Below are 16,328 nucleotides of genomic sequence, written 5' to 3'. Positions count from 1 at the left end.
GCATGAACGACAAACAGCACCCATCAAAGGAGCTCACCCGTCACTTCGACGCGACGATCGCGCGCGACCAGCGCATCGAGCCGCGGGACTGGATGCCCGACGGCTACCGCGAGACGCTGATCCGGCAAGTCGCCCAGCACGCGCACTCGGAGATCATCGGCATGCAGCCCGAGGGCGAGTGGATCACCCGGGCCCCGTCGCTGCGCCGCAAGGCCATCCTGTTCGCCAAGGTCCAGGACGAGGCCGGCCACGGGCTGTACCTGTACTCGGCGGCCGAGACCCTCGGCGCGGACCGCGACGACCTCACCCAGCGGCTGATCGAGGGCCGCCAGAAGTACTCGTCGATCTTCAACTACCCGACCCTCAGCTTCGCCGACGTCGGGGTGATCGGCTGGTTCGTGGACGGCGCCGCGATCTGCAACCAGGTGCCGCTGTGCCGCAGCTCCTACGGGCCCTACGCGCGCGCGATGGTGCGCATCTGCAAGGAGGAGTCCTTCCACCAGCGGCAGGGCTACGAGCTGCTGATGACGATGATGCGCGGCACCGACGCCCAGCGCGAGATGGTCCAGGACGCGGTGAACCGCTGGTGGTGGCCGTCCCTGATGATGTTCGGCCCGCCCGATGACGCCTCGCCCAACTCGGCGCGGTCGATGGCCTGGAAGATCAAGCGGCACAGCAACGACGAACTGCGCCGCCGCTTTGTCGACATGACCGTCCCGCAGGCCGAGAAGCTCGGCGTCACCCTGCCCGACCCCGAGCTGCGCTGGAACGAGGAGAGCGGTCACCACGACTTCGGCACCCCCGACTGGGACGAGTTGACGCGCGTCATCAAGGGCGACGGACCCTGCAACGCCGAGCGCGTCGACCGCCGACGCGTCGCCCACGAAGACGGCGCCTGGGTACGCGAGGCCGCCACAGCCCACGCGGCGAAGAAGACGGCACAGGTCCAGGAAGGCGCGGCAGCATGAGCGACACGAGCACGAAGGAAACCTGGCCGCTGTACGAGGTGTTCGTGCGCGGCAAGCGCGGACTCAACCACGTCCACGTCGGCTCGCTGCACGCCGCCGACGACGCCATGGCCCTCACCCACGCCCGCGACCTCTACACCCGGCGCAACGAGGGCGTGAGTATCTGGGTGGTGCGCTCCGAGCACATCGCCGCCTCCACCCGGGACGAGAAGGACCCCTTCTTCGCCCCCAGCGCCGACAAGGTCTACCGCCACCCGACCTTCTACGACATCCCCGACGACGTCCCCCACATCTAGGAGCAGGGCATGAGCGATGACCACGTCTACATGACCCTCGCCGAAGGGCACGACGACGGCGACGCCCGCTGGGCGTTCGGCACCGGCTTCGAGGACCCGCTGCACGGCGTCGACACCACTGTGCCGGCCGGCATCGACCGGGAACAGCTCGCCGCGAGCTGCGTGGCGCTGGGCGATGACGCCCTCATATCGGCCCAGCGTCTGGCCGAATGGACCACCCGCGCCCCCGAACTGGAAGAGGAAGTCGCCCTCGCCAACATCGGTCTCGACCTCCTCGGCCAGGCCCGGCTGCTCTACTCCCGCGCCGGGCAGGCCGACGGTACCGGCCGTGACGAGGACGCCTATGCCTACTTCCGCGATCCCGCGGACTTCCGCAACGTCCGCCTGGCCGAACTGCCCAACGGCGACTTCGCGTTCAGCATGGTGCGACTGCTGGTATTCGCCAGCTGGCGACTCGCACACTCCGAGCGCCTGACCGCCGCCGCGGACCCCATCCTCGCCGCCATAGCCGCCAAGGGTGTCAAGGAACTCGCCTACCACCGGCAGTACGCCGCCGAGTGGTGCGTGCGCCTGGGCGACGGCACCGAGGAGTCACACCGCCGAATGCAGGCAGCACTGTCGGACGTAGCCCCCTATCTGGATGAGCTGTTTGCCGCACACGATGTGCGCAGCGAGGTCGTCGCGGTACTGCGGCAGGTGTGCGACACAGCTGATCTGTCCTTGCCCGTGATCAAGCCGTTCCCAGGGAGCGGCAGAAGCGGGGACCACACAGAACACCTGGAGCCGCTCATGGCGGAATTGCAGTCTTTGGCGCGTGCACACCCGGAGGCGACATGGTGACCGCGCTGGCGGACACCCGGCGCGCCCGACAGATCGCGGAGCAAGTGCCGGACCCCGAACTGCCCATGCTCACCTTGGCCGACCTCGGTGTGCTGCGCGGTGTCGAGGCTGACACGGACGGCACCGTCGTCGCCCGCCTCACCCCAACATATTCGGGATGCCCGGCGATGGCCGAGATGCGCGCGGCCGTGTCGGCAAGACTGCGCGCCGCCGGATACACGCGCGTGGACGTCCGCACCGTGCTCGACCCCCCGTGGAGCACGGACTGGATCACCCCCGAGGGCCGCCGCAAGCTCGCCGAGCACGGCATCGCCCCGCCCGGCCCCGCTCCGCGACGCGCGCCCGGCCCCGTGCCATTGGTGCTGTCACCGACGCGGCATCAGGCCCCGTGTCCGCGCTGCGGCTCGGGAGACACCGAGGAGACCTCCCGGTTCGGCGCCACCTCGTGCAAGGCGCTGTGGCGCTGCCACGCCTGCCGCGAGCCGTTCGAATACGTCAAGGAGATCTGATGGCAGACCTGCTGAGCCCTGCCCCGGTCCGAGCGGTCCGCCGCCGGCCCGCTTTCCATCCACTGCGCGTGGCCTCGATCCAGCGGCTGTGCGACGATGCGGTCGCCGTCGCCTTCGAGATCCCAGAAGAACTGACCGACGCCTTCATGTTCACCCCGGGCCAGTCGCTTACCCTGCGCCGACAGATCGACGGGCGCGACGAGCGCCGTTCGTACTCCATTTGTGCTCCCATAGGGGAACGGCCGCGGATCGGCGTGCGCGAAGTGGCAGGCGGCCTGTTCTCCTCCTGGCTGGTCCATGAGGTCCGGACCGGAGACGTCATTGACGTCATGACGCCAGCCGGCATGTTCACCCCGAGCCTCGACGAGTCCGGTCACCACGTGCTGATCGCGGCCGGCTCCGGCATCACCCCCATGCTGTCGATCGCCGAGTCCGTCCTTGCCGCTGACGACCGCTCCCGGATCACCCTCTTCTACGGCAACCGCCGCACCGACTCAGTGATGTTCGCCGACGAACTAGCGGACCTCAAGGACCTGCACCCTACCCGCCTCCAGCTCGCTCACGTACTCTCCCGCGAGCCCCGCGAAGCGGAGGTCCTCTCCGGCCGCCTCGACGCCGACCGGCTCGCCGCGCTCGTGGACAAGCTGGTCGAGGTCAGCACCGCTGACCACTGGTGGCTGTGCGGGCCGCACGGCATGGTCCGGGACGCCCGCAGCGTGCTCGACGATCTCGGTGTTCCGGACGAGCGCATCCACCAGGAGCTCTTCTTCGCCGACGACGAACCCGTGCGCGAGGTACGCCACGAGGACGCCGTCGTCGACGGACCGGTCAGCCAGGTCACCGTCACGCTCGACGGCCGCACTACCACCAGCGCCCTTTCACACCAGGAGTCGATCCTGGACGGCGCCCAGAAGACCCGCCCCGACCTGCCCTTCGCCTGCAGGGGCGGCGTCTGCGGGACGTGCCGCGCCCTGGTCGTCGACGGGGAGGGCGAGATGCGTCGCAACTATGCGCTTGAAGCCGCAGAAGTGGACGCCGGGTATGTCCTGACCTGCCAGACCTACCCCGTCTCCGAGACCCTGACCGTCGATTTCGACAGCTGAGGAACCCATGAATCCCCGCCTCGATGTTGCGGACGGCGTCGGAACTCTGCGCCTGGACCGCCCGCCAATGAATGCGCTGGACACCGCCATCCAGGACCGCCTGAAGGACCTAGACGCGATACCGGTGACTTTGGATCTTTCCGGTCGTTGAGCCGGGTGTGCCAAGGCCCGGACAGGTGAAGTCGTCAGCAGGCGAGCGGTTGTCGGATCGGATTGCGCTGGGGTGCTGACCCGGGCGTTTCCCCCGGATTTGGTGGACGAGGTGATCGCGGAGTGCGGCCGAACCGAGTGGCGGCAGCGGCTGCTGCCGGACCGGGTGGTCGTCTACTTCGTGCTGGCCATGTGCCTGTTTGCGGGGCAGGGATACGAGGAGGTCGCCCGGCTGCTCACACACGGGCTGCAACGGATGGGCCGGTGGAAGGGAACGTGGCGGGTGCCGACCACCGCTGCCATCGGCCGGGCCCGGCTGCGGCTGGGCCCGGAACCGCTGAAGACCCTGTTCGCCTCGGCTCCCGGGAGCTGCGACGCCGGATCGCCGAGCGGCTGACGCGGCTCGTCCCGGCCGACTCCTACTGTTTCGGCACGATCGACCCGACAACGTTGCTGATCAACGACGACGTGAGTGCCGGACTCACGCCGGCCGCGGCCGCCGTGCACAACGAGTATCTGGTGGACGACGTACTGAAGTTCGCGGCGCTCGCCCGTTCCGAGGTGCCGGCGGGCACGCTCGGTGCGGCCACCGGCGGTGACCCGGAGTCCGGCCATCGGTACCGGGCCGTGCTCCCGATGATCGACGCGCGCCACGAGCTGCGGGCGAGCTTCGTGCTGGACGGCCGGTACTGGGGCGCCGTCGCCCTGTTCCGCGGCGGTGGGCGGTCCGACTTCACCCCGGCCGACGTCGACGTTCTGCGGCGGCTGTCCGCCCCGGTGGGTGCGGCCCTGCGCCGGGCCGTCCACCGGGCACCCGCCGACGCCGCTTCCGGCCCGGCCGAGGCGGGGGTCCTCCTGCTCGACCTGGACTTGCGGCTGCTTTCGGAGAATCCGGCCGCGAAACTCTGGCGGGATGAACTGGCCTCGTCCGGGGCGGAGTTGCCCCTCGCAGTCCTGGAAGTCGCCGCACGGGTAAGAGGAGCGGCGCTGCCGGCCTACGGGCGGATTCGTAGCCGGTTGGGCCGGTGGCTCTCGATCCACGCCTCGCCGCTGAGCGGTGGCCCGTACCCGGCGCCCCTCGCTGTGACGATGCAGCCGGCGCCGGCCGCCGACGTGGCCGAGGTGCTGCTGCTCGCGTACGGGCTCCCGAGGACCACCTGAAGAGCGTCTTCGCGAAGACCGATGTGCGCAGCCGCCGCGAACTGGTAGCAACCATCCTGGAACTTTGAGTGAACGGTTTCCACGGGTCCGCTTGCCACGACCGAACTCGTCCGAATCCTTTGCACCGGCCCCGGCTCTTATGAACGTGAGGGTAAGCGGCCGTACGGCCGAAGAGTCGAGGGAGGTGGGAGGACCATGACCGAGTTCACCAGGGGCTCATGGCCCGGTGACCAACTCGTCAGTGCCGCACAGCGCGGCGACGAGTCGTCGATCGGGGTGCTGGTCTCCGGCGTGTACCCGCATGTCCGGCGGTTCGCGTTCTCGCTGTGTGCCAGCAGTCAGGACGCCGAGGACGCGGCGCAGGAGGCGATGATTGTTTTGTTCCGCAGGATCGGGACGTTGCGGGCCACCGCCGCGCTCGCCTCATGGATGTTCCGGATCGTGCGCAATGAGTGCTTGCGGCGCGCACGGAGCCTTACGCACCGATCGGAAACGGCCGCCGACACCACCGTGTCCTCCGCCGAGGACGATGTGCTGGGCCGGCTGGAGATCGAGCGGCTGGTCGACGTGATCGCATCCCTGCCGGACGATCAGCGTCGCGTCCTCATCATGCGGGACATCCAGGGACTGCCGGGGAAGACCGTCGCCTCGGCGCTCAGGTTGAGCACGCCCGCGATGAAGTCCCGGCTGCACCGCGCCCGCCGCGCCGTGCGTGAGGGGCTGGGTGAGCCGGAGTGAGCACGGACACCTTCCCGACCAGGCCCCGGGGCGTGCTCCTCGTGCACGGCGCCTGGCACAGCGGCAGAGCGTGGAACGGCGTCGCCGCAGCCCTGCGCACGCGAGGCGTTCCCGTGGCCGTCGCCGAGTTGCACCGAGGATCACTGGCGGGGGACGTCGCCGCCGCCGAAGCCGCACTGGACGACATCGCCGACTCCGGTCCCGTCATCGCCTGCGGCCACTCCTACGGCGGCGCCGTCATCAGCGGCCTGCCCCCGCGGAAGCTGGCGCATCTCGTGTACCTGGCCGCGATGATGCCCGACGTCGGCGAAACCAGCTTCGGACTTCTCGCCCAGGCACCGCCGACCGACCTGGGCGCGTGCATGATCGGTGACATCGCCGGCACCACCACGATCGACCCGACCCGGGCCGGGGAACTGTTCCACGGCCAGCTCGACGTGGACCGGCGATCCCGTCACGTCACCGAGCTGGTCCCGCAGGTCATGACGGCCGGCCACCAGGCCGCCATGACCGCCGCGTGGCGCTCACGGCCCAGCACATACGTCCGCTGCACCGACGACCGGGTCATCCACCCGGAACTGCAACAGCGCTTCATGCAGCGCGCCACCCACACGGTCACCTGGCACAGCGACCACGGCGCCTTCGTGTCCCACGAGTCGGACACCGTCGCCCTGCTGACCCGGCTCGCCCGGCCCTGAGCCACGGTGCCCGTGCAGGGCGGCCCGGCGCGCCTGTGACAGCCCAGGTGTCACCGTGTCAGGCATAGCCGCGATCACCACCGGGCCGGGTCCGGAGGGTCGGTTTGCCTGGGTGACGGTGGCGTGGCGCTCTGCTCGGCACTGCCAAATGGGGTGAAGGGTGTCTTTATTGCCGTACTGTGGTTGACCTGGGGCTTTGCGATTGCGCGAGTATGGGCATGATCAGTGATCGTGGGTCTGTGTCCCCCCCCTCGTAGCGTAGAGACCGTGGCTGCAGGGGAAGTTGGGAGTCATGGCAGAGAAGCGACGGAAGTTCGATGCGGAGTTCCGCGAGGGGGCCGTACGGATCGTCACCGAGACCGGCAAGACCGTCGCCGAGGTCGCGAAGGATCTGGGGATCAACGAGACCACGCTGGCCAGTTGGGCATCGCGGGCCCGTCGCGCGGGCACCGCGCCGGGCGGCGGGAATGACGAGCTGGAGCGGCTGCGGCGGGAGAATGCCCAGCTCAAACGGGACAACAAGGAACTCGCGATGGAGCGTGATGTCCTCAAACGCTGCATGGTCCTGTGGGTGAAGTAGCCGTGGCGGACCCGGCGTCCGTCGTCGGGGCGATCGGCGACCAAAGGACCATGCACGGCATCCCGCACCGCGTCTCCTGCCGCGCCCTGGGCGTGAGCGAGTCGTGGTTCTACAAGCACCGCAGCCGGAAGCCCACCGGGCGTGAGGTCCGCCGGCAGCAGCTGGCCGAGGCGGTGAAAGAGGTGTTCACCCAGTCCGGCGGCACATACGGCTCGCCGAAGATCTGGATCACGCTGATGCGGCAGGGCTGGCGGGTGTCGGTCAACACCATCGCCAAACTCATGGCCGAACTCGGCCTGGTCGCCCGGAGGGTCCGCAGACGCAGGGGGCTGACCCGGCCGGGCAAACGGCCCGCTGCACCGGATCGCGTGAAGCGGGACTTCACCGCAGAGGGGCCCGATCTCGGCTGGTGCGGGGACATGACGGAGATCGAGACCGGCGAGGGCAAGCTGTATCTGGCCACGGTCATCGACCTCTTCTCCCGCCGCCTGCTCGGCTATGCAATGGGAGAGCATCACGACGCCGGCCTGGTCGTCGCCGCCCTCCACATGGCCGCGGCCACCCGCGACGGTGACGTGCGCGGCGTCATCTTTCATAGTGATCGCGGGAGCGAGTACGGCTCCCGCAGGTTCCGGCGGGCCTGCCGCAGGCTGGGCGTCTTCCCGTCCATGGGCCGCGTTGGATCGTGCTTCGACAATGCCGTCAGCGAGGCGTTCAACAGCGTGCTCAAGGTCGAATACGTCCACCGGCACACCTTCGCCACCCGCACCGAGGCCCGGATCAGGGTCGCCACCTGGATCACCGACTTCTATAACGCGCGGCGGCTACACAGCGTGTGCGGCTTCAAGAGCCCGATCGACTACGAACACGACCACCGAGCCAGCCTCACCGAGGAGCGGGCTGCATAGGAAGGTCTCCACGTTCAGAGGGGATTGACATCACCGACGGCATCGCCGGGGCGCCCTACTCGCTCGGTGAGTACGACGACCTCATCGTCCGTGAGAACGGCCGATGGCTGTTCAAGCGTCGTCGGCTGTCGCTCCTGGCGGGCGCGGCCGGCGTGGAGGAACAGACACGACCGGCCTGAGAGCCCGGTGATCTCGTCCCGCTGCCAGCCACCACGGCCGGGACGAGGTCTGCCCGCCGAGAGCCGTACGCCGTCGGTCGTGCGCCACATGACTGTCCGGTGGCCGTCGAGCTTGATCTCGAACCACCATCCGGGCGCGGCCGGCAGCGCCGGGACCAGGTCGGCCAGCGCGACCTCCACGGGGAACTCCACGTGATCAGCCTCCGCCCGTGAACGGGTGCGCGCCTGCCGGCCTACTCCGGGATGACCTGGAGTGCCGTGTCCGGATTGCAGTGCGGGCAGGCCTCGACGTACTCGTACAGCGCCCGCCGCGCCTGGTCCTCGCTGATCGCCTTGACCCGTACGCCCTGCGCCATGTGACATCCGCCCCGGTGGACCCGTACGGGCGGGCTCCCAGCCCCGATGCCCCGCTCGATCAACCACTCGGGCGGAGGCGGACGCCGCTCCTCGGCCCTCCGCTCGGCAGCCTCCCGCTGCTCCTCCATGGCGATCCACCGGTCCAGCCTGATAGAACGCCGCCAGAGCCAGCGGATCAGAGCAGTCGAGTGTTATCGCGCACAGCTTCATCTGCAGGGGCATGACACCTCCGGGTCGATCATGGACGTTCGCGATGCACACCATAGAGGCGGTCACCCACTGCCTTCGCGATCATTTCCACGGAAGAGCCGCACCCAACCGGCTCTCCGCAGACACGATGAACTGAGACAACGTCATGCATCCACACCCGCCGGACACGATGAACCGAGACGCCGGCCTCGGCACATCTCGCCACACACTGCATCATGCCTGCTCAGAGCGCTGACCGCGAGCTAGATCAAATGAGACGGGACATCCGCTGAAGGTCGCTGCGGCGTATGGGGCGTGAACTGGCTGGGTGTGGCGGGGCCGCCCCTTTGCATCCGCGGGGCACCGGCGGGTCAGCCCGCTCAGCGCTTGTCTGGTAACCAGCGCCGCGAGGGTGGCGAGCGTCGTGGTCTGCTACAGGCTGTTCCAGAAATCTGACAGCATGCGGGCTGTCTGCGCCGGGTCCTGAAGCATCCACCAGTGACCGAGTCCGTTGAGGTCGACGGCGCGAGCGCCGGCACGCTGGGCAGCGCGGTGGCGGAGGGCGACGCTGCCAGCCGTGTGGTCCTCGGTGGCGACGGGAACCAAACCCGGCCTGGCAGCAGCCGCGGGCAGATCGAGGCCGTGTTCGATCAGCACTGCCTGGGGCACGGACCGGTACAGCGCGAGAATGGCCTTGCCCATCTGCGGGCCCTGACCGAGTGCCACCTCGCCGGCCGCCGGCTCGGGAATGCCCCAGTCGACCATGCGCGCTGCCCGCTCCTCGACGTCTCCCGAGAAGATCTCCTCGATGTGGCGCTCCCCGTCGCCAGGCGTCTGCCATAGTTTCGCGGTCTCATGCCAGGTGAAGTCCGGCTCGTAACCGCCGATGGTGTCGCTGACCCAGCTGCGGAGCAGGTCGGGACGGGCCATCGCCACCTCCAGGGCGTACCCTCCGCCGAAGTCGTGGCCGACGATGTCGACGGGCGCCTCGAATCGGGACAGCTCGTCGATGAGCCAGTCCCGGTAGTCGACGAACGTGGCCCCGAAGTTCGAGGGAAGCGGCGCGCCGAAGCCCGGAGGTGAGAGCAGGACCGTCTCCTGCTGCTGAGACTTGGGCAACTCGTTGATCAGCGGCGTCCACACCGCGGAGGTCACGGGAACGCCGTTGACGAAGACAATGGTCATAGGTGAATGACAACAACGGTCGGAGCGGGCCGTCCAAGACCCGTTTCGCACCTCGTCATGCGGTGATTGCATAACGCGTAGGCTGTGGGCATGGGCATGCTTCCCGATCTGGATCTGCGACTTGTCCGGTACTTCACGGTCGTCGCCGAGCAGTTGAACTTCGCCCGTGCGGCCGAGGAGCTGCGGGTCGCCCAGCCCTCCCTGAGCCGTCAGATCCAGCGGCTGGAGAACACGCTCGGCGTACGCCTGCTGGAGCGCACCACCCAGGGCAGCCGGCTCACCGCCGCCGGCGCGGCGTTCCTTCCACAGGCGCAACAGCTGGTGCACGGCTGAAGGGTGTCTTTATTGCCGTACGGTGGTTGACCTGGGGCTTTGGATCGCCCGAGTACGGGCATGATCAGTGATTGTGGGCCTGCGACTGCTCTACCTGATCTTCTGTCGACTACTGGGCTGCTTGCTCTTGCTGGGCCGGTCGACCGCAGCGAACAACGCTGAGATCCTCGTGCTTCGTCATGAGGTCGCTGTGCTTCGTCGGCAGATCGAGCGGCCGCGGCTCTCATGGGCTGATCGTGCCGTGCTCTCCGCTCTCGCGCGGCACCTGCCCTCCGCCTTGCGCCGCTATCGGCTGGTCACCCCGAGCACACTGCTGACCTGGCACCGGCGTCTGGTGCGCTGGAAGTGGCGCCAGGCGGCGGTCGGACCCGGTCGGCCAGCGTTGCCGGGAGAGACGGTCGCGCTCATCCAGCGCTTGGCGAGAGAGAATCCAACCTGGGGGTACGTCAGGATTAAAGGTGAGCTGCGGCGGCTCGGGCATCGGGTCGCCGCCGCCACGATCCGCCGCGTCCTGCGCCGCTCCGGTCTACCGCCCGCGCCGCAGCGCGCATCCCAGCAGACCTGGCGCTCGTTCCTGCGCTCACAGCCCCACCCGCTGCTCGCCTGCGACTTCATGCACGTGGAGACCGTCTTCCTCAAGCGCCTCTATGTCTTCTTCGTCATGGAGATCGCCAGCCGGCGTGTCCATGTCCTGGGCGTCACCGCCCACCCGACCGGCGCATGGGCCGCTCAACTCGCCCACGGCCTGCTCATGGACCTCGGCGACAAGGCCGGATGCTTCCGGTTCCTCATCCGCGACCGGGACAGCAAGTTCACCGCCGCCTTCGACGCCGTCTTCTCCGGCAACGGCACAGCCGTCATCCCGGCTCCGCCGCAAAGCCCACGGTCCAACGCGTTTGCCGAACGATGGATACGCACAGTCCGTACCGAGTGCACTGACCGTCTTCTGATCACTGGTGAACGGCACCTGCGTACGGTCCTCACCACGTATGCCGAGCACTACAACGCGGGGCGGGCCCACCGCAGCCTGGACCTACGTGCCCCTGACGACGACCCGAACGTCATTCCTCTTCCCGCTGCCGCGGTCAGACGCCGCCAGGTACTTGGCGGGCTGCTCAACGAGTACCGCACCACGTCGCCCCGGTTGCCTCATCATCCGCAGAAAACGCCCAGCTCAGCTGCCTGATCGCAATATTGACACCCTTCACGGGTTTCGCAGACGTTAATCCTTTGCGGCCCGGCCGAGTACCGCGCATTGGGCCTTGCCAGAAAATATTTAAGCCCTTAGATTCTAGGTGCTGTAGCAATTAAGCCCGGATGCGAGGAAGGCCCGCCCATGCCACGGTTGCCGATGGACGAGGTGCTGATCGCGGGAGAGTGGCGCCGGGGGCGCGGGACGCCGATCGAGACCGTCGACCCGGCGACCGGCCAAGTCCTGACGACGGTCCATGCCGCTTCCGCCGAGGACGTGGACGAGGCGGCCCGCGCCGGGGCGCACGCCGCGGCCGACCCCGCCTGGCGCGACCTGCCCGCGCATCTGCGAGCACGCGTCCTGCACCGGATCGCGGACCTCATCGAGCGCGACGCCGACGAGTTGTCAGCGCTGCAGACCGCGGACACCGGCAAGAGCCGCACCGAGACGCGCGCCCTGGTGCACAGCGCCGCCGGGACCTTCCGGTACACCGCTGCCGCGCTGGAGACCGCCGAGGATGTGCTCACCCCGGCGCGTGGCCCGTACGTCACGATGAGCGTGCACGAGCCGATCGGCGTGATCGGAGCGATCACCCCCTGGAACTCGCCGATCGCCAGCGACGCCCAGAAACTGGCTCCCGCCCTCGCGGCCGGTAACGCGGTCCTGCTCAAGCCCGCCGAATGGACCCCGCTGATGGCTCTGGCGCTGGGCCGGATCATCACCGAGGCCGGGCTGCCCGCCGGACTGCTGTCCGTGCTGCCGGGGCTCGGCAGTGTCATCGGCGATGCCATCGTCCGCCACCCGGCCGTCGGCAAGGTCACCTTCACCGGGGGCACGAACACCGGCCGTACGATCGCGTATGCCGCCGCCGACAAGGTCATGCCGGTGTCGCTGGAACTCGGTGGCAAGTCGCCTACGGTCGTGTTCGAGGACGCCAACCTCGAACAGGCGCTGGCGGGTGTGATGTTCGGGATCTTCTCCTCCAGCGGGCAGAGCTGCATAGCCGGCTCCCGGCTCTTCGTGGCCCGGTCCCGTTACGAGGAGTTCGTCGGCGAACTCGTCGCCCGTACGGCCAAGTTGCGCCTCGGCCCCGGCACCGACCCCGCCACCCAGGTCGCGCCCATGGTCCACCACCGGCACCGGGACAGCGTGGCGGGCTACGTCGACCTGGCCCGTGAGGAGGGTGCCCGCGTGCTGTGCGGCGGCGCGGTCCCCGACGGCGAGGAGTACCGCGACGGGGCGTACTACCTGCCCACCGTGCTGGACGGACTGCCCAACACCGCCCGTGTCTGCCAGGAGGAGATCTTCGGCCCGGTCCTGGTCGCGCTGCCCTTCGACGACGAGGACGACCTGGTCGCCCAGGCCAACGACAGCGTCTACGGCCTGGCCTGCGGACTGTGGACCCGCGACCACCGCACCGCGTGGCGGGTCGCCCGACGGATCGACGCCGGAACGGTGTGGATCAACACATACAAGCAGTTCAGTATCTCCACCCCCTTCGGCGGCACCAAGGACAGCGGCATCGGACGTGAGAAGGGCCGCGACGGCATCCGCGCCTACCAGCGGCAGAAGAGCCTCTACTGGGCCACCGACAACGCCCCCCTGCCCTGGGCCCTGGGCTGACCGAGTCCGAGCCCGAGTCCCCGACCGAGTCCGAGTCCGAGTCCGTGACCGAGTCCGAGTCCGCGGCCCAGACCCACCAGTCCCCGCAGTCCCGCCCGACCGCCAGACCCCAAGGAGACAACACCGTGCACCACGAACCGGTGGCCAGGCTGCGAGCCCTGCGCTCCGTCGAACTGCGTACCCCGGCCCTCACGCGGGCCGCCGACTTCTACACCGAGGTCTGGGGACTGGAGGTGGTCGAGTCCGACCGTGACGTGGTCTGGCTGCGCGGCAGCGGCACCGAGCACCACGCCCTCAGCCTCCAGTACGCCGAGCGCAACGGACTCGGCCGGATCAGCTTCGCCGTCGCCACCCCCGCCGAGATCGACGAGGCCGCCCGGCGACTGCTCGCCCGGGGCATCGTGCCCGTCGCCGGGCCGGGCCCGCTGAACCAGGTCGGCGGCGGCTACGGGCTGCGCTTCACCGACCCCGAAGGCCGGCTCATCGAACTCAGCGCCAACGTCTTCGCCGTCGCACCACGCGGCCGGGACAACGCGGTGCCGGTCGGCGTCACCCATACCGTGCTCAACACCGCTGACATCGACGCCTCGGTAGACTTCTACACCTCGGTGCTCGGCATGCGGGTCTCCGACTGGTCCGAGCACCAGATGGCCTTCCTGCGCTGCAACACCGACCATCACTGCATCGCCTTCAACCAGGCCGAGTGGGCCTCGCTCAACCACGTCGCCTACGAGATGACCTCCATCGACCACTTCATGCGGGGTCTCGGGCGGCTGCGCCACCACGGCATCACCCCGCACTGGGGACCCGGGCGGCACGGCCCCGGCAACAACACCTTTTCCTACTTCACCGACCCGGCCGGGCTCGTGTGCGAGTACACCTCCGAGGTCGACCAGATCATCGAGGACGCGTGGATCGCCCGGACCTGGCGGCGCACCCCGGAGCTGTCCGACCTGTGGGGCACGGCCGGGGCGCCCTCGGCGGAGATCCGCAGCCACATGGCGGGCGAGCCCGACCCCGGCCCGCTCGCCCGGATCCAGGAGGCCTCGATATGAGCCAGGCCCCCGTCCATGTCCCCGCACATGTCCCGGTGCGTCGCGTCGGACTCGTCGGCTGGGGCGCCATCGGGCGGGTCGTCGGCCAGGCCCTCGCCGTCGGCGAGATCGCCGGAGCCGAGCTGGCCTGTATCGTCGACAACCGGCCGGTCACCGACGCGCCCGCTCCTCAGTTCCCTTTCGAGGAGGCGATGCGGCGCTGCGACCTGATCGTCGAGGCAGCCGGTCAGGCGGTCGTACGGGAATGGGGCGAGCGCGTCCTGGAGTCCGGCACCGATCTGCTGGTCGCCTCCACCGGGGCGCTCACCGACCAGGCCCTGGCCGACCGGCTGCTCAAGGCCGGTCCCGGCCGGGTCTACTTCACCGGCGGCGCGGTCGGCGGCCTCGACCTCCTCCAGGCCGTACGCGGTCTGGGCCCCCTCGACCGGGTCGTCCTCACCACCACCAAGCTCCCCGCCACCCTCGAACAGCCCTGGATGGACGAGGAGTTGCTGCACCGGCTGCGCACGGCGGACAGTCCCGTCGAAGTGATGCGCGGCACGGCGCGGAGCGTACCGGTGAAGTTCCCCCGGTCGACCAACGTCGCGGCCTCCGTGGCGCTCGCCGCCGGGGACCCCGACCGGGTCGAGGTCATCGTCGTCGCCGACCCCGCCGCCGAGCTGACCTGCCATGTCATCGAGGCGTCCGGCGGCCACGGCAGCTACCGCTTCGAAGTACGGCACCGACCCGACCCGGCCAACCCCGCCACCAGCCAGGTCGTGCCGCACGCGGTACTGCGCAGCCTGGCCGCCATCAGCGGACGGACGGGACAGATCCTGTGACGTACGACATCGCCGGGCTGCACCTGGAGAAGGCGGGCGACACCGGGCCGTTGCTGCTGTGCCTGCACGGCATCGGCTCCTCCTCCGCCGCCTTCGCCCCGCAGCTCGCCGAACTGTCCGCGCGGACCCGGATCCTCGCCTGGGACGCGCCCGGCTACGCGAAGTCCGCCGACCCCGAGGGCCCGCTGGACCTCGACGACTACGCCGACACCGCCGCCGCACTCATCCGGCGGCACGGCGGCACCGGCGGCATCGCCCAGGTACTCGGTGTCTCCTGGGGCGGCGTCATCGCGCTGCGCCTCGCCGCCCGCCACCCGGGCCTGGTCTCCGGCCTCGTCGTCGCCGACAGCAGCCGGGGCTCGGGTACGGACCTGCGGCGCGCGGCGGCGATGCGGCGGCGTGCCACCGAACTCGCCGAGCTCGGCCCGCGCGCCTTCGCCGAGGCACGGGCCCCCCGGCTGGTCTCAGAGGCCGCGCCGTCCGAGCTGGTCCGGCGCGTCACCGACACCATGGCCGCCGCCGTCCGCAACCCCGGATACGGATACGCCGCGGAGTCCATGGCCGCCACCGACCTCGGCCCCGAACTGGCCTCGATCACCGCACCCACCCTCGTGCTCTGCGGCGACCGGGACAAGGTCACCGGCATCGAGGCGAGCCAGTCCATCGCCGGGACCATCCACAAGTCCGCCTTCGTCGTCCTCGACGGAGCCGGCCATCTCGCCAACCAGGAACGGCCGCAGGCCTTCAACGCCTGGGTCCTGTCCCACCTGCGGATCACGGCCCGCATCCCCGAGTAACACCGGAAGAACGAAAGAGGGAGTCATCACCATGCCCATCGAGACCACCGCATACGAGTCCGGCGACCTCGCCGCCTTCACCGACTCCATTATCGCCACCAAGGCGTCCCGCGAGCCCGACTGGAACACCCTCTCCTTCCAGGAGAAGGCCGGCCCCCAGTTCCGCCGCGCCCAGATCCGCTACGTCGGCTCCGGCGCGACCGGCAACCACGAGAACGACAACCGCATCCTGCCCTCCGGCGGCTTCACCTTCTCCAACATGCTGATGCCGTCCGGCGGCGTGGGCCCCGAGCACACCCACCACGACGCCGAGGAAGCGTTCTTCGTCCTGGAGGGCACGCTCAAGGTCGGCATCCACCGGGGCGATGAGGTCGAGTACCGCACCCTCGGTTACCGCGACATGATCGTCGTACCGGCCGGGGTCGCCCGGAGCCTGGAGAACACCGGCGACACCGACGCGCTCTTCTGCGTCATCATCGGCACGCGGAAGCCGCAGGTCCCCACCTACCCGGAGACCTCGGCGATGCACGGCGTCACCCGCGACTGATGGCCGCCGACCCCGCTCGTACCGTCGTCGTCACCGGCGCCGGGGGGGGGGCGGGGGGAGGGCGGGGGGGGGGGGGGAGGGGGGCGGCGGGGGGGTGGC

The 16,328-nt window shown here is 69.5% G+C and carries 20 protein-coding genes and 2 pseudogenes; 19 read left to right on the top strand and 3 right to left on the bottom strand.

The features are described 5' to 3' along the window. Window positions 1-2 precede the first annotated feature (2 nt). The 12 genes and pseudogenes from paaA to ACFXB5_RS23660 all read left to right on the top strand — a co-directional run bounded on the left by paaA (window position 3) and on the right by ACFXB5_RS23660 (window position 7,951). Entirely contained in the window at window positions 3-968 is a 966-nt protein-coding gene (gene paaA / locus ACFXB5_RS23715) for a 1,2-phenylacetyl-CoA epoxidase subunit PaaA (protein ID WP_385211190.1), read from the top strand. Next, window positions 965-1,264 carry a 1,2-phenylacetyl-CoA epoxidase subunit PaaB gene (paaB, locus tag ACFXB5_RS23710; protein ID WP_385211187.1) on the top strand — a complete coding sequence of 100 codons (300 nt, stop codon included), beginning with the start codon at window positions 965-967 and terminating at the stop codon, window positions 1,262-1,264. Before paaA ends, paaB begins: the two co-directional genes overlap by 4 nt. A gap of 9 nt (window positions 1,265-1,273) precedes the next feature. Further along, complete coding sequence (gene paaC, locus ACFXB5_RS23705) at window positions 1,274-2,104, top strand: 1,2-phenylacetyl-CoA epoxidase subunit PaaC (RefSeq protein ID WP_385211186.1); 831 nt, start codon at window positions 1,274-1,276, stop codon at window positions 2,102-2,104. Beyond that, window positions 2,098-2,613, top strand: a complete 516-nt coding sequence (gene paaD / locus ACFXB5_RS23700) for a 1,2-phenylacetyl-CoA epoxidase subunit PaaD (RefSeq protein WP_385211184.1) — start codon at window positions 2,098-2,100, stop codon at window positions 2,611-2,613. Before paaC ends, paaD begins: the two co-directional genes overlap by 7 nt. Continuing rightward, window positions 2,613-3,716: a 1,2-phenylacetyl-CoA epoxidase subunit PaaE gene (gene paaE, locus ACFXB5_RS23695; protein WP_385211182.1), complete on the top strand. Its 1,104-nt coding sequence runs from the start codon at window positions 2,613-2,615 to the stop codon at window positions 3,714-3,716. Before paaD ends, paaE begins: the two co-directional genes overlap by 1 nt. A 7-nt stretch (window positions 3,717-3,723) precedes the next feature. Then, window positions 3,724-3,828, top strand: a pseudogene (locus ACFXB5_RS23690) (enoyl-CoA hydratase/isomerase family protein); the annotation flags it as partial. A 141-nt stretch (window positions 3,829-3,969) separates the two neighbouring features. Then, a complete protein-coding gene (locus ACFXB5_RS23685) occupies window positions 3,970-4,263 on the top strand; it encodes a transposase domain-containing protein (RefSeq protein WP_385211179.1) in 294 nt (97 codons plus the stop codon). A 71-nt stretch (window positions 4,264-4,334) separates the two neighbouring features. Beyond that, entirely contained in the window at window positions 4,335-5,027 is a 693-nt protein-coding gene (locus tag ACFXB5_RS23680) for a hypothetical protein (RefSeq protein WP_385211176.1), read from the top strand. A 195-nt stretch (window positions 5,028-5,222) separates the two neighbouring features. Beyond that, the gene (locus ACFXB5_RS23675) at window positions 5,223-5,765 is read left to right on the top strand and encodes an RNA polymerase sigma factor (protein WP_385211174.1); all 543 of its coding nucleotides are present in this window, start codon (window positions 5,223-5,225) and stop codon (window positions 5,763-5,765) included. Continuing rightward, entirely contained in the window at window positions 5,762-6,463 is a 702-nt protein-coding gene (locus tag ACFXB5_RS23670) for an alpha/beta hydrolase (protein WP_385211171.1), read from the top strand. Before ACFXB5_RS23675 ends, ACFXB5_RS23670 begins: the two co-directional genes overlap by 4 nt. A 292-nt stretch (window positions 6,464-6,755) precedes the next feature. Then, complete coding sequence (locus ACFXB5_RS23665; RefSeq protein ID WP_385211169.1) at window positions 6,756-7,043, top strand: transposase; 288 nt, start codon at window positions 6,756-6,758, stop codon at window positions 7,041-7,043. After that, window positions 7,031-7,951: an IS3 family transposase gene (locus ACFXB5_RS23660; protein WP_385211167.1), complete on the top strand. Its 921-nt coding sequence runs from the start codon at window positions 7,031-7,033 to the stop codon at window positions 7,949-7,951. Before ACFXB5_RS23665 ends, ACFXB5_RS23660 begins: the two co-directional genes overlap by 13 nt. Before the next feature lie 14 nt (window positions 7,952-7,965). On the opposite strand, the gene ACFXB5_RS23655 is transcribed toward ACFXB5_RS23660, so the two are convergent. The 3 genes from ACFXB5_RS23655 to ACFXB5_RS23645 all read right to left on the bottom strand — a co-directional run bounded on the left by ACFXB5_RS23655 (window position 7,966) and on the right by ACFXB5_RS23645 (window position 9,861). Further along, window positions 7,966-8,322: a hypothetical protein gene (locus tag ACFXB5_RS23655; protein WP_385211164.1), complete on the bottom strand. Its 357-nt coding sequence runs from the start codon at window positions 8,320-8,322 to the stop codon at window positions 7,966-7,968. Between the two features lie 41 nt (window positions 8,323-8,363). Next, on the bottom strand, window positions 8,364-8,615 hold the full coding sequence (locus ACFXB5_RS23650) for a DUF6233 domain-containing protein (protein ID WP_385211161.1): 252 nt from the start codon (window positions 8,613-8,615) through the stop codon (window positions 8,364-8,366). 493 nt (window positions 8,616-9,108) lie between these two features. After that, entirely contained in the window at window positions 9,109-9,861 is a 753-nt protein-coding gene (locus tag ACFXB5_RS23645; protein WP_385211158.1) for an alpha/beta fold hydrolase, read from the bottom strand. A 90-nt stretch (window positions 9,862-9,951) separates the two neighbouring features. Between ACFXB5_RS23645 and ACFXB5_RS23640 the strand changes: the two are divergent. From ACFXB5_RS23640 to ACFXB5_RS23610, 7 genes and pseudogenes are all read left to right on the top strand, one after another. Further along, window positions 9,952-10,188: pseudogene (locus tag ACFXB5_RS23640) on the top strand (LysR family transcriptional regulator); the annotation flags it as partial. 79 nt (window positions 10,189-10,267) lie between these two features. Then, window positions 10,268-11,380, top strand: a complete 1,113-nt coding sequence (locus ACFXB5_RS23635; RefSeq protein ID WP_385211156.1) for an integrase core domain-containing protein — start codon at window positions 10,268-10,270, stop codon at window positions 11,378-11,380. Window positions 11,381-11,530: 150 nt separating this feature from the next. Further along, window positions 11,531-13,009: an aldehyde dehydrogenase gene (locus tag ACFXB5_RS23630; protein WP_385211153.1), complete on the top strand. Its 1,479-nt coding sequence runs from the start codon at window positions 11,531-11,533 to the stop codon at window positions 13,007-13,009. Between the two features lie 125 nt (window positions 13,010-13,134). Further along, window positions 13,135-14,064, top strand: a complete 930-nt coding sequence (locus ACFXB5_RS23625; RefSeq protein ID WP_385211150.1) for a VOC family protein — start codon at window positions 13,135-13,137, stop codon at window positions 14,062-14,064. Beyond that, a complete protein-coding gene (locus ACFXB5_RS23620; protein ID WP_385211147.1) occupies window positions 14,061-14,885 on the top strand; it encodes an aspartate dehydrogenase domain-containing protein in 825 nt (274 codons plus the stop codon). Before ACFXB5_RS23625 ends, ACFXB5_RS23620 begins: the two co-directional genes overlap by 4 nt. Then, complete coding sequence (locus tag ACFXB5_RS23615) at window positions 14,882-15,682, top strand: alpha/beta fold hydrolase (RefSeq protein WP_385211146.1); 801 nt, start codon at window positions 14,882-14,884, stop codon at window positions 15,680-15,682. The genes ACFXB5_RS23620 and ACFXB5_RS23615 overlap by 4 nt, the downstream gene beginning before the upstream one ends. 31 nt (window positions 15,683-15,713) lie before the next feature. Next, the gene (locus ACFXB5_RS23610) at window positions 15,714-16,229 is read left to right on the top strand and encodes a cupin domain-containing protein (RefSeq protein ID WP_385211143.1); all 516 of its coding nucleotides are present in this window, start codon (window positions 15,714-15,716) and stop codon (window positions 16,227-16,229) included. The last annotated feature ends 99 nt before the right edge of the window (window positions 16,230-16,328 follow it).

It is taken from the genome of Streptomyces sp. NPDC059455, from assembly GCF_042750115.1.
GTDB lineage: Bacteria > Actinomycetota > Actinomycetes > Streptomycetales > Streptomycetaceae > Streptomyces > Streptomyces endocoffeicus.
This window is presented reverse-complemented; position numbering and strand designations above follow the sequence as displayed.